This is a genomic window from Streptomyces sp. HD (assembly GCF_028369295.1).
Lineage (GTDB): Bacteria > Actinomycetota > Actinomycetes > Streptomycetales > Streptomycetaceae > Streptomyces.
Map to the genome: position 1 here is coordinate 229651 of NZ_JAQMYP010000004.1, position 12642 is coordinate 242292.

The 12642-nt window shown below is 68.9% G+C and carries 12 protein-coding genes and 1 pseudogene; 6 read left to right on the forward strand and 7 right to left on the reverse strand.

Annotated features, from left to right (window positions below; translation table 11 throughout):
* Positions 1-2: 2 nt before the first annotated feature.
* The 3 genes from POF73_RS05895 to POF73_RS05905 form a co-directional block, all read right to left on the reverse strand.
* Positions 3-650, reverse strand: coding sequence for a VOC family protein (locus tag POF73_RS05895; RefSeq protein WP_272113398.1), 648 nt, complete (start codon positions 648-650; stop codon positions 3-5).
* Between the two features lie 11 nt (positions 651-661).
* The gene (locus POF73_RS05900) at positions 662-1615 is read right to left on the reverse strand and encodes a fumarylacetoacetate hydrolase family protein (RefSeq protein WP_272113399.1); all 954 of its coding nucleotides are present in this window, start codon (positions 1613-1615) and stop codon (positions 662-664) included.
* Between the two features lie 204 nt (positions 1616-1819).
* Complete coding sequence (locus tag POF73_RS05905; protein WP_272113400.1) at positions 1820-3124, reverse strand: PucR family transcriptional regulator; 1305 nt, start codon at positions 3122-3124, stop codon at positions 1820-1822.
* Positions 3125-3404: 280 nt separating this feature from the next.
* Between POF73_RS05905 and POF73_RS05910 the strand changes: the two genes are divergently transcribed.
* From POF73_RS05910 to POF73_RS05925, 4 genes and pseudogenes are all read left to right on the forward strand, one after another.
* Positions 3405-4238 carry an alpha/beta fold hydrolase gene (locus tag POF73_RS05910; RefSeq protein ID WP_272113401.1) on the forward strand — a complete coding sequence of 278 codons (834 nt, stop codon included), beginning with the start codon at positions 3405-3407 and terminating at the stop codon, positions 4236-4238.
* A 19-nt stretch (positions 4239-4257) separates the two neighbouring features.
* Positions 4258-4389 (forward strand): annotated as a pseudogene (locus POF73_RS05915) (alpha/beta fold hydrolase); the annotation flags it as partial.
* Positions 4388-4675, forward strand: coding sequence for a DoxX family protein (locus tag POF73_RS05920; RefSeq protein WP_272113402.1), 288 nt, complete (start codon positions 4388-4390; stop codon positions 4673-4675). The pseudogene POF73_RS05915 and the gene POF73_RS05920, both read left to right, overlap by 2 nt.
* A 353-nt stretch (positions 4676-5028) precedes the next feature.
* Entirely contained in the window at positions 5029-5514 is a 486-nt protein-coding gene (locus POF73_RS05925; protein WP_272113403.1) for a ferric reductase-like transmembrane domain-containing protein, read from the forward strand.
* 763 nt (positions 5515-6277) lie between these two features.
* On the opposite strand, the gene POF73_RS05930 is transcribed toward POF73_RS05925, so the two are convergent.
* From POF73_RS05930 to POF73_RS05940, 3 genes are all read right to left on the reverse strand, one after another.
* Positions 6278-6901: a TetR/AcrR family transcriptional regulator gene (locus POF73_RS05930; protein WP_272113404.1), complete on the reverse strand. Its 624-nt coding sequence runs from the start codon at positions 6899-6901 to the stop codon at positions 6278-6280.
* Between the two features lie 292 nt (positions 6902-7193).
* A complete protein-coding gene (locus POF73_RS05935; RefSeq protein WP_272113405.1) occupies positions 7194-7397 on the reverse strand; it encodes an AAA domain-containing protein in 204 nt (67 codons plus the stop codon).
* Positions 7398-7495: 98 nt separating this feature from the next.
* Entirely contained in the window at positions 7496-9298 is a 1803-nt protein-coding gene (locus POF73_RS05940; protein WP_272113406.1) for a thiamine pyrophosphate-requiring protein, read from the reverse strand.
* 244 nt (positions 9299-9542) lie between these two features.
* On the opposite strand from POF73_RS05940, the gene POF73_RS05945 reads away from it, so the two are divergent.
* Positions 9543-10334 carry an RNA polymerase sigma factor SigF gene (locus tag POF73_RS05945; protein WP_272113407.1) on the forward strand — a complete coding sequence of 264 codons (792 nt, stop codon included), beginning with the start codon at positions 9543-9545 and terminating at the stop codon, positions 10332-10334.
* 82 nt (positions 10335-10416) lie between these two features.
* On the opposite strand, the gene POF73_RS05950 is transcribed toward POF73_RS05945, so the two are convergent.
* Complete coding sequence (locus POF73_RS05950; RefSeq protein ID WP_272113408.1) at positions 10417-11544, reverse strand: PAS domain-containing protein; 1128 nt, start codon at positions 11542-11544, stop codon at positions 10417-10419.
* 122 nt (positions 11545-11666) lie between these two features.
* Between POF73_RS05950 and POF73_RS05955 the strand changes: the two genes are divergently transcribed.
* Positions 11667-12383 carry an ANTAR domain-containing response regulator gene (locus POF73_RS05955; protein ID WP_272113409.1) on the forward strand — a complete coding sequence of 239 codons (717 nt, stop codon included), beginning with the start codon at positions 11667-11669 and terminating at the stop codon, positions 12381-12383.
* Positions 12384-12642: the final 259 nt, after the last annotated feature.

Sequence of the window (12642 nt, forward strand, 5' to 3'; positions counted from 1 at the left end):
GCCTAGAGAGTCTTCCAGGTGATCGCCCGCCTGTTGGCCCGTGGTGTGGTGCCGCGCGGGGTGCCCGCGCCGGGCCGGAGCAGCTCGGCCGGGTCGTCGCCGCGGCGCAGCCGCTCGAGCAGGTAGTCCGGGTCGAACTCAGTGCCGATCGGGTTGGCGGCGAACTCCTTGCTGCCGAAGAAGGCGGCAGTGGCCTCAGTGGTGGGGAAGTTGTCCACCTGGAACTCCAGGCGGATGCCGTCGGGATCCTCGTAGTACAGCGAGGTGGTCGGCCCGTGGTTGATGGCCCAGACCGGGCGGATGCCCGCCTGCTTGAGTCGCTCGTAGGTGGTGAGCAGGTGTTCGAGCGAGGCGAACTGGACGGCGAGGTGGTCGATCCCGTACACCTTGCGCCGCAGCCGTGCCAGCGGGAAGAGGTAGCGCAGGACAGAGGGCACCGTGACCAGCGCCAGCCGGTGATGCTCGTGGTCCCAGCTGAGGAAGGTGACCTGCCGGCCCTCGTGAACCACGCGGGCGCCGAAGACCACGCGGTACCACGTGATCATCTCGTCGCGGCGGGCGGTCTTGACGACCCAGTGCGCGACGAAGTCCGGCGCGGTGTCGCTCGCGTTCGTGGGCCTGTGGGTGCCGGCTTCTTTGGCGGCTTCCATGATCGGTCCTTTCAGGATGTGGTGATGGTGGTGTGCTGGCGGCCGAGGTCGATGGAGCCGTCGGGGCTGCGAATGCTCGCGGTCACGAGGTCACCGGGCTGGAGGTAGGGCTTGCGGAGGTTGGATCGGATGAACATCCGCCAGAGCCTGTCCTCGGGTAGCAGTGCCGTGGCCAGGCGGCGGACCAGCGCGGGCGGGGTGGTCGCGGTACAGCCGTGTGGGGTGCCGGTGAGCAGCAGGTCTCCGGGACTGAGGTCGCAGAACGTGGTCAGCTCGGTGAGAGTCTCAGCGGGCCGGTAGAGCAGGTTGCGGGTGCTGTCGTGCTGGCGGAGTTCGCCGTTGACCTCCAGGCGCAGTTCCAGGTCGTCCAGGAGCGGGAACTCGCCCGGCTCGGGGACCGCGAGATAGGGCCCGACCGGGCAGAAGCCGCGGTAGCTCTTGCCCTTGAGGTACTGGCCCTGCGGGAGCTGGACATCGCGGGCGGCGAGGTCGTTGGCGATGGTGATGCCGAAGACGTATTCGTGGAGATTCTCGGCGGTGACGGTCTCCGGCTGGGTGACCTGCTTGCGCAGCACCAGGGCGAGCTCGATCTCGTGGTCGAGCAGCCGCACGTGGGGCGGCCGGGTGACGGGTGTGTCGGGATCGGTGACCGCGGCGTCCGTCTTGTCGAAGAACAGGTTGAAGGGCCGCGCGTCGGGATCCATCCCGGACTCGATCGCGTGCTGCCGGTAATTGGCGCCCTGGCACAGGACGCGGCAGGGCGTGGTCACCGGGGACAGCAGCTCCACCGACTCGGTCGGCAGTTGGGCAGGTTTCTCAGCGGCCGACCGCCAGTCGTCAGCGCCGTCACGGATGAGGTCCGCGGTCGAGGCGTAGCTGCCGGCCAGCGGCGACAGGCCTCCGTCGCCGACGGTCGCCCACCCGATCTCGTCGTCGAGGCGGTAGCGGGCGAGGTGGATCACCATGCGCGTTCCTTCGCGGGGCGGCGGCAGACCAGAGAGACTGGCGCCGGTGCGAGCGATCGCGTCCAGTAGCCGAAGTACATGCCGACAGTGCAGCGGACACAGCCTTCGCGGCGCTTGGTCCGTGGTGCAAACCGGCCCGCCGCCGATTGGACCGAAGTCCAAAGGGGCCGTCTGGACCGACGTCCGAAGGGGCCGTCAGCTCCGTCAGCGTGGGGTGGTCTGTTCGCTCAACACGAGGTCGCCGAACTCCTCCGCGAGCGCCAGCGCGACCTGAAGGTGCATCCGCCGGACCTTGATCTCCCGGCCCCGCAGCTGCTCGGCCCGCTGGATGCGGTACGCAACCGTGTTACGCGCGACGTGCAGCAGCTCAGCCGTCGTGTTCAGGCTTCGTTCCGTGTCGAGATAGCACTTGAGGGTGGTGCGCAGGGTGGTGGCAGGCTCCCCGGATCCGGCGAGTCCACCCAGCTCACGGTGCACGAACCGGCGCGCCTCGTCGAGATGCGTGCTGAGCATGGCGATCAGGTCGAGCTCGGCGTAGTCGAACAGCCACCGGTCGGTGCGGGACAGCATCCCGACCCGGACGGCATTGAGGGCCTGATGGTGACTGAACGCGAACCCCTCGACGCCGGACTCGGGCAGCCCGGCCGCTACCCGAATCCCGGACCGGGGCGTGGCCGTCGACGTCGGCGGCGCCACCGAGGCACCGTGGACACTGGACCCCCACGCCCATACCCGTTGCCGGCCGACAGGCAGGATCAAGGTGCCCGTCGCTCCGCCCGCCCGCAGTAGCTGCTCGGCGCACCCTGCCAACCGGCCGGGATCGGCCTGTTCGAGGTCGTCAGCCCACACCACCAATGCGGTGTGCCGGCGGGTGAGGTCGTAGCCCAGGACGCGGTGCGCATGATCGGCAGCGACCGGCTTTCCGTCGAGGACCTCCTGCACCAGCTCCATGCGCACGGCGGCCGAACTGGTCACCCAGGCGGCGTGGGCCCGGGAGAACACGCGAGTCATCTCGGCGGACAGCTGGTTGACGATCGCGAACAGCACCTCCGAGACGTGCCCCATCGCCGCGAACCGGTCGGAGGCAGGCAGCTGTCGTTCGGCCTCGGCCAGGAGCTCCCTGACGGCGTAGGCATGAGCGAGCTGGACGCTTTGCAACAGGTGCTCGATACCGACTCCCCGGCCCACAGCCTCCACAGCGCCCGTGAGCGCTTCCGCCGGAGGCTCCGGCGCGACCTCGGTATTCTCGGCCAGCGCAGCCACGATGCTCAACGCGACGGCCTCACATCCCTTCCGCAGCTCCTGCACGAGGCCGTCCACGCCAAGCTGCGGGATCTGCGTGGTCACGTGATCAGTCATGCCCTGGGCAAGTTCGACGGCCCAGGCCACCGGACCCGCGCCGACCCGGTCGACAAGCCGGTTGACCTGGGCCGAGGGCAGCACCGACCGGGACAACACATTCCGGCCGGGCGGCGCGAGGTCACGAATCCATCCGCCCACGTCGCCCACTGGTCCTCGCCACCTCCGTCCGGGACCGAAGCGCAGCGACCAGTCCGTGCCGCCGAGCGCACCCTCAGTCATCAAGTACAACCATCCATTGCAGGTGCGGCCTTAGAAGTGGGCAAGCCCGAGGGCTTGTTACATCTCGCGATCCGGTCCGGCGGGACCGGCGGACGACCGGCAGCGCGGCGTACCCACTGATCCACATCCTCGCTCAAGATCACCGTCGCCGTAACTCGCGGGGACTTCCACTTGACACCATCACTATAACGGCAACAGTGTATCCATTATGAGTGCCTGGTCTGAGCCCCAGCCCGATTCCGTGTTCGTCGAGGTGGACGGCCTGCGGATCCACTACAAGCGGGCTGGGCACGGCCCGGCACTCGTACTGCTGCACGGCAGTGCCTCATCCCTGCAGCACTTCGACCGCGCGACGGATCTGCTGTCGGATGCGTTCGATGTCATCCGCCCCGACCTGCCGGCGTTCGGACTGACGGGCCCGCGCAAGGACCGCGACTACCGCATCCCGGCGTACGCCGCGACGGTGGCGGGCTTCATGGAGGCGCTGGGCGTGCCGCGCTACGCGATGGCCGGCAATTCCCTGGGCGGCAACATCGCCTGGAACGTCGCGCTGGATCATCCGGAGCGGCTGACCGGCCTGGTACTGGTCAATGCCACCGGCTACCCGGAGAAGTCGGTGCCCGCGGGGATGCGCCTGACTCGCAACCCGCTGGTGCGGCCCCTGCTGAGGCGGGTGATGCCGCGCGGGGCACTCGAACGCAACCTGCGTGAGGCCGTCGGGCCGCATTCGCAGATCGTCGACCACGCCATGGTGGACCGCGCCTATCAGCTCATGAGCCGCCCCGGTAACCGCTCGGCCTTCGTCGACTTCTGCAACACCGACCAGCCGGACCGCAGCGCGCAGATCCCCCGCATCACGGTGCCCACGCTGGTGCTGCGCAGCGCGAGCATCGACGGCCAGCACTTCACCCGCGACATCCCCGGCGCCCAGGAGCTCGTCCACCCCCACGGCGGACATCTGCTGCCGGAGGAGGAACCGCAGTGGGTCGCGGACGCGATCGCGAAGTTCCTCGGCTCCCGCGCCGACGCCCCCGCGAACTGAGGGCAAGGAGGCCCGTTCTATGAAGTACTTCGTCGCCTCGGGCGAGGACCGCAAGCTCACCGCCGACTCGCGGGGGGCGCTGCGCGGCAGTTTCATCGAGCTGTCCGACGGCGTCACCCACTACGAGTTGACGGGGCCCGAGGGCGGGGATGCTCAATGCACTCGCATTGCCGAAGGCGCGCGAACTGGCCGCCGAGACCGGCTTCTCTGTCGCCGCCTACCGCCGCATCGGCATGCTGCAATTGGTAGGAGTCGCCGGCGTGGCGCTCGGCCTCGCCGTGCCGCCGCTCGGCGGCCTCGCGGGGGCAGGGCTTCTCCTGTTGCTCGCCGGAGCTGTGGTCGTACACCTGCGCAAGGGCGACCCGGTTGCCAAACTCGCGCCCGCCGTCGGTTGTGCAGTGCTTGTCGCCTCATACCTCGCGGCCTTGTTCGTCTGAGGCGCTGCGGATCGAGTTCACGCCTCCATGGGTGGGCAGCTCCGGCAGTGTCGCCCTGTAAGCGATGCCGCCCCGGGCTGTGACTTCACCTCGAAGAGCCGGCCGACGGGATGGCTTCGGACCGGCACGCTCCCGAAGGGCAGATCCAGAACTGGCCAACGCACATCCGATTGCACCACTGGACCAAAACCAGCTAAACGGCTACGTTGTAGCCAATATTAAAGGTGGCGGGAAACGTAGCCACCTGAGCTCGAGGGCGCTCAAGCCGCGACCGCACGATCTGCCCTGTCTTCACCAGCGCTCCTTCGTCCACAGTGCCCACCCCCGAGGGGTAGACGATCCCCGTCCTGATCGTGATAGTGATCTACGCTATTCGGATCGCACGCGCCCCCTTGGATGCGCGCCTGAAGAAGCGCCACGCTGGACCCCTGTCGGTCGCGACCGGAGCGGTCATGCTCTATCTGGCCTGGGACTGGCTCCGGCCCGAGGGCCTTAGCGCTGTCTATTTTGTCGGCGAGTTCGCCGGCGTCCTGTCCGTCTACCTGATGTCCTGCACCCTGGTGCTGGCCACCCGCCTGATGTGGCTGGAGCAGTGGTTCGGCGGCCTGGACCGCATGTACCGTCAGCACAAGCTGTACGCCGTATGGTCCATTCTCCTGCTCACCCCCCACCTGCTCCTCCACTTTTTCTCCGATTTCGACGGTAGCCAGTACGGCTACGCCCACCGGGCCGCATCGGTAGGGATGGGCCATCTCCTCGGTGCCGTCTCCGCTGTCGGCCTGCTGCTGCTCGTCCTCATCTCACTCGGCCAGGTCGGCCGCATCCTCCGACTGCCCTAAAGCGCTGGCTGTTCCTGCATCGCCTCACCGGCCTGCTGCTCCTGTCGGCGCTGTTGCACGGCTGGTTCCTCGATCTCATCATCAACGGATCCATGCCCCTCCTGGCGATCTACATCGCCATGGCCACCATCGGCATGACCGCCTACACCTACGACGAACTGGTGCTACGGCACAGGGAACCCCGGGCGGACTACACCGTCCAACGTGTCGAGCGACCGACACCCGACATCCTCGACCTGACCCTCACGCCCACCGGCGAGACGACGCTTCCCTTCGCAGGGGGCAAGTTCGTCTACCTGCGGGTCGGCGGCTGGCACGAGCACCCCTTCAGCGTTGCAGGAACGCAAGCCGACGGCTCGGTACGCCTCACCATCCGTGCCGTGGGCCGCGGTACACGCGGCCTCTACACGGACCTAAGGGAAGGACACCCCGCAACCCTCAAGGGTCCCTACGGCATGTTCGACCACACCCTCGGCGGACCTCGGCAGATATGGATCGCCGGGGGCATCGGTATCGCGCCCTTGCTCGGCTGGCTCACCCACCCTCCTCTGCGGCCCCGCCTCCATGATCGAAAACCTCACTCGCGCCCTCCATCGCCAGGGCGTCCCTCGCCAGCATCTCCACGCCGAGCACTTCGCCTTCCGCTGACGAGCCGCCGACCGCACGAGATCACGCGCTCAGCACCAGCAGCTGTGGCGACGCTCCATGCCGACCGAGATGACTCCGTCGGTGGGCAGCCTCAGGTTCGCATCGCCCTGGCTGGTCAGGCGTCGTCGCGCAAGTGGGCAAGCCCGCTGAGAAGCAGTTCGAGTCCGAAGGAGAACTCGTCCTCGATCGGAACGGGCATCGACTCCGCGACGGTGACCGTTGCCGGGAACAAGGCTGGATCGACGCTCTGAAAGACGGCGGAGAGTTGCGCGTCGTCGAGTTGCCCGCCGCCATGACCGTTGACCTGCATGGCGAATCCGAGGACGTAGCGGGAGAGGGTGGCGAAGGCATGCGCGGCCAGTCGCGGCGGGAAGCCGCTGTCGAGCAGCGCCGCGACGCAGTGCTCCCGCAGCGCCATGGCGTTCGGCCCCAGGGGAATCTCTTCGACCATCAGGCGGGCCGCGTTCCGGTGCCGGGCCAGGGCCTCGAACATGGTGTGCGCGACCGTCCGCAGTGCTTGCTGCCAGCCCATCGCGAGGAGTTCGTCGCCCTTCAGTTCCACGGCGCCGAACATGCGGTCCACGACATGGGCGACCAGCGCTGCCCGGTTGTCGAAATGCCGGTACAGCGTCGCCGTGCCCGAGCCCAGGCGCTGGGCCAGCGTCCGCATCGAGAGAGCGTCGGCCCCTTCATCGTCCACGATCTGCAGTGCGGTAGCGACGATGCGCTCCAGCGGCACGGGCGGACGCCCCGGGCCCCGACCCGATGCCGCGGTCGCTCGCACAGGACCCGCTGCTGTCACTGAACGTCCACCTCCTCGGCCAGCACCATAACAGCAACACCGTATCCGCTTTGGAGATCGCCGATTGGGCGTGGACCGCCGGGAACACCGCAGTTACGGCTCAGGCACCACAACGCTGCAAGTCACAGGCGCGTCTGCGATATGAGGCCCGGTCGTGCCACAGGTGCATGTCGCCGACCATGATGACGTGGCTGCGGACGCGGGTGATGGCGACGTTTCAGAGGTTGAGCTAGCCGTAGACCAAGCCGATCGCGCCCTCGTACATACCTTCACCGGCGACGAGTGAGGAGACCATGACGGCGCACTCACCGCCCTGGAAGGTGTGCACGATGCCGACGCGCACGCATTGCCGACCGTATTGCCTCAGTTTCGCGCGGAGTTCGTCGGCTTGGGGCGTGAAGAGGCTGACCACACCGATCGTGGCTTCGTCCAAAGCTTCCGGCGGACAGGTGGTCCAGCCGGCTCAGCAGGGACTCACTGAAAGCGGTGCCAGCGCTGCAGGGAGACGCTGAGGCGGACCGTTCAACACCTTCATCCGCGCCTCTTGTCCCGTCCCGGCAGGAATTCCTGCACCTTCGCCTTGAACCCCTGCCTGATCATGGACCCCCGATCCGCGTCCCCCTTCAGGATCGACTCCGCCGTCGCCTCCATCTGGTCCCACGTGGCGTGCGGCGGGATCGGCGGTACGGCCGGGTCGGTGAGGAACTCGATCACCGCGGGGCCGTCCGCCTCCAGACCCGCGCGCCAGCCCGCCTCGACGTCCTCGGGCTTCTCCACGCGGACACCGGTCAGACCGAGTGAGCGGGCGAAGGCGGCGTACTGGACGTCGGGAATCTCCTGGGAGGGCAGGAAGGACGGGGCGCCCTCCATGGCGCGCATCTCCCAGGTGACCTGGTTGAGGTCGTGGTTGTTGAACACGCCCACGACCAGCCGAGGGTCGTCCCACTGGTCCTTGTACTTCGCGGCCGTGATCAGCTCCGCCAGCCCGTTCATCTGCATCGCCCCGTCCCCGACCAGCGCGATCGCCGGACGGTTCGGGTGGGCGAACTTGGCGCCGATCGCGTACGGCACCCCACAGCCCATCGTCGCCAGCGTCCCGGACAGTGACGCGCGCATGCCGGGCCGCATCGTCAGATGGCGGGCGTACCAGTTCGCCGCCGACCCCGAGTCGGAGCTGATCAGTGCGTTGTCGGGGAGCAGCGGGTCCAGTACGCGGGTGACGTACTCCGGGTTGATCGGGTCGGCCGCCAGGTTCGCGCGCCGCTCCATGACCTCGCGCCAGCGCGTCACGTTGTCGCACACCGTGTCGTACCACTCGCGACCGCGTTCCTCGGAGTCGATCAGCGGGATCAGCCGTTCCAGCGTCGCCCTCGCGTCGCCGACCAGATTGACCTCGTACGGATACCGCATCCCGACCATGTGCGGATCGATGTCGATCTGCACACCCCGCGCCGAGCCGAAGTCCGGCAGGAACTGCGTGTACGGGAAGGACGACCCGATGGTCAGCAGGGTGTCGCAGTCCCGCATCAGCTCGTACGACGGGCGGGTGCCCAGCAGGCCGATCGCGCCGGTGACATACGGCAGTTCGTCGCTCAGGACGTCCTTGCCGAGCAGCGCCTTGGCCACGCCGGCGCCGAGGAGTTCGGCGATCCGCTCCACCTCGGCCCGCGCGCCGGACGCGCCCTGGCCGACCAGGATCGCCACCTTGTCACCGGTGTTGAGGATCTCCGCAGCCCGGCGCACCGAGTCGTCCGAGGGGAGCGCCGTCCAGCCGCTTCGGTCCAGGCTGGAGGGCACCATCTTGAACTCGTGGGTGGGGGCCGAGTAGTCGAGTTCCTGCACATCGCCGGGGATGATCACGGCCGTGGGGGCGCGGCGCGCGTAAGCGGTGCGGATCGCCCGGTCCAGGACGTTCGGCAGTTGCTCGGGGACCGTCACCGTCTCGACGAAATCCGAGGCCACGTCCTTGAACAGGGTGTGCAGATCCACCTCCTGCTGGTACGAGCCGCCCATCGCGGTGCGGTGCGTCTGGCCGACGATCGCCAGCACGGGGGCGTGGTCCAGCTTGGCGTCGTACAGGCCGTTGAGCAGGTGGATCGCGCCGGGTCCCGACGTCGCCGCGCACACTCCGAGACGGCCGCCGTACTTGGCGTAGCCGACCGCCTGGAACGCGGACATCTCCTCGTGCCGGGACTGGACGAAACGAGGCTGGTTCTCGGCCCGGCCCCAGGCGGCGAGCAGACCGTTGATGCCGTCACCGGGATAACCGAAGACATGCTCCACACCCCATTCGCGCAGGCGCTGCAGGACGTGGTCGGCGACCTTGGTGCTCATGCGGGGACCTCCTGGACTCCGGGGGACTGCGGGGCACCGCTACGAGTGACCCCGAGGGTGAGCGGAAAACCCGCGCGGTGTTTGGGGAGCGGGGGTGAGGGCAGGCGAAGGACAGTGCTTCGGACAGGAGGCACGTCCGTGGGAACGGCGATCGCCGGCCACGGGTGTGCCCGGTCCGGGGCACTTCCGCTTTCCCACGGTGACCGTCCAACCCAGAGCACAGCCAAGGGAGTTGCGACGCACCATGCCCACTTCAGTGAGCGCGAAGCACCACCCGCACGACGACGCCCCCGACACCGCCGAGGACTTCCGCAGGCTCGCCAGGCTGCCCGAGGGGCAGCAGCGCGACACGATCCGCGAGAGGATCGTCGAGGCATGGCTGCCCATGGCCGACCGGCTCGCCGGACGGTTCCGCAGCCGTGGCGAGAGCTTCGAGGACCTGCGGCAGGTCGCCGCCCTCGGGCTGGTCAAGGCCGTCGACCGATACGACCCCGAGCGCGGCAACGCGTTCGAGAGCTATGCCGTGCCCACCATCACCGGTGAGATCAAGCGGCACTTCCGCGATCACATGTGGACGCTGCATGTGCCGCGCCGGGTGCAGGACCTGCGCAACCGGGTGCGGTTCGCCGTGCAGGACCTGCAGACCGTCTCCGGCCGCAGGCCGACCGAGGCCGAGATCGCCGAGCACGCGGAGATGAGTGAGGCCGACGTCCGGGTCGGCCTGGAGGCGCTGGAGAGTTTCACCGCCCTGTCGCTGGACGCGGAGTTGCCCGGCAGTGACGACGGGTATTCGTTGAGCGACGCGCTGGGCTCCACCGATCCCGCGCTGGACACGGTGGTCGACCGTGAGGCCGTCGCACCCCGGCTGGCGGCACTGCCCGAGCGTGAGCGGGCGATTCTGTACATGCGGTTCTTCGGGGACATGACGCAGAGCCGGATCGCGGAGCACTTGGGGATCTCGCAGATGCATGTTTCCCGGCTCATCAGCCGGTGCTGCAGCCGGGTGCGGGATCAGGTGCTGAGTGATGTGGCCTGAGGGTCGGGTTTCGCCGTAGGGGGTGCGGGTGCGCTGCGGAGTGCGAGTCGTATGGGGCTTGTCGCGCAGTTCCCCGCGCCCCTTAGCGTGTTGTTGTCGCCGCCAGTGAAATGTGGCGGGACATTGTGTCCATCGCCTTTGCCTCTGCCATGGAGAACGCTCGGCGGGCTCCGCATCTGAAAAGGGTCAGGGTGCCCTGCGCCTCGCCTTCGGTCATCAGGGGAACGCACAGCAATGATGTGACGTTCGCCTGTATGAGGACGGGGGCACCCTCCTTGGTTCTGCCGAAGGCGTCCGGGTTCTCGGGGCGGATCTGCAGGGACGGGGAGCCGGTACGTGCCGTCTCCGTGACCAGGGGGCAGGTGGCAGGGTCCTGAGCCGTGAGCGCGGCCGCCTCCTTCCGGGAGGGGGCCAGCACGGTCGTACGGGACAGCCGGGCGGTGCCCGTGTCGGCGACGACCCAGTCGGCGAAGCGGGTGTGCAGGATCCCGGCGGCCCGGCGGACGACTGCCTCGCGGTCGCCGCGCGGTGGGGTCAGGAGGGCCGTGGTCATCTCCTCCTGGAGGTCCGTCAGCGCCGCGTGCAGGGTCGTCTCGGTGAGGTCGGGGACGCGGGCCGCCGGTCTGGCGGTCGGTGGCGGTGCCTCCGGTGCCCCCAGCGCGCCGGGCTGCAGCACCACCAGCACCGTGGTGTGCGGCTCCCCGCTCGGACGTACGGCGGTCAGGGTCGTGTGCACCGGGACCGACGGATGCTGCTGGAGGTGCACGGTGAGACTGCGGTCGCCCTCGCCGCGTGCCACGGCCGCCGCCTGGGTACGGAACGCCGCCCGGTCGGCGTGGGCGAGGAAACCGGTCAGCGGCCGGCCCGTCGCATAGCCCGCCCGGACACCCGTGAACGACGTCGCCGCGAAGTTCAGCCGGCGCACCACCGTCTCCCGGTCCACCAGCGCCACCGGCAGCGGAAACCGCTGGAACACGCCGCGCAGCAGGTGATGCTCCTGACGGTCGGCGGAACTCGTGCGGGGCTGCCCGCCTGAGGACAACTGCTCGTACCACGGCCACAACTGGTCCGCGACGTGGTCGAGTTCGAAGATGGCCGCGTCCAGGACGGTCGGCAGGTCCCCTTCCGAAACGGACCGCGCCGCCTTCAGCTCTGCGACACGGCGCACGAAATCCACGAGCTCTTCACCGAATTCATCGGTCTGCGCCATGGCACGAACCTAGCTCCTGACAAGGCGTTCCGGGATGGCGGGGACCAACTGGCCCGACTTGTTCCCCCGTTGTTTTCCCCGCGCCGGACCGGGCACGCGCACCTAATGAGGAGGAGTTGAGGATGCCCGCTCATGAACAGGTGGACCGCTGGGGTGACGAGTCCGCCGTGGCCGCCCTTCCGGGGCGCAGGCTGTCCGAGTTGGCCGAACAGGCCGTGCGCTGCACCGCCGACTGCTGCGGTGCGAGCAGCATGGTGTCCGAGGCGGGAGCCGAACGGCCCGCCGCGGTCACTCATCCCGACCTCGCCGGGCTCGTCGGCGTGCAGTTGCGCTCCGGGGACGGGCCCATTCCGGACGCCCTGGAACGCGGCGAGCCCGTCGACTCGGCCGACCTGCTGTACGACGAGCGCTGGCCGCAGTACCGTGCCGTGGCGCTCGACTCGGGTGTGCGCTCCAGTGTCACGCTCCCGTTCCGCCGCTCCGGGCTCACCGTGACGCTCAGTCTCTACAGCTTCCGGCCCGGCACCCTGGAGAACGCCTCGCACGGGCCCGTGCACGCCCTGGGCGAATTCGCCGCGAGCTGCCTGGTCCGCGACCGCTCCTACCGCGCCGCGCTCACCGAGCTCGACCACCTCGGCACGGCCCTGCGCTCCCGGCCCGTCGTCGACCAGGCGTGCGGCATCGTCATGCACGTCCTCGGCTGCGACGCCGACGCCGCCTTCGGCGTCCTGCGCCGCATCTCCCAGGGCACCAACCGCAAGCTGGCGGACGTCGCGTCCGGCGTGGTCAGCAGGCGGGGGCGGGGGCTGGAACGGGACTTGGCCGCGCTCATGAACTGACGGGGTGAGTCGGGAAACCGGACTTGACGGGGCCGACTCTCGGCCAATTCCATTCGGAAATCCAACTCACCTCGGGCCTGCTCGGCTCGGGCTTATTCGCCTCGGGCCTGCTCGGCTCGCTCGGCCCACCCCCGACGTCACCCACTCGGCCGCCCACGTCCCGCGAATGGTGTCCGGCCGCGCGCGCCCTGACGCCGGGCGGGCTGTCATGGCTGCGGGGGCACGACCGCCGTACCCCCACAGCCGTCGGCCGAAGGAG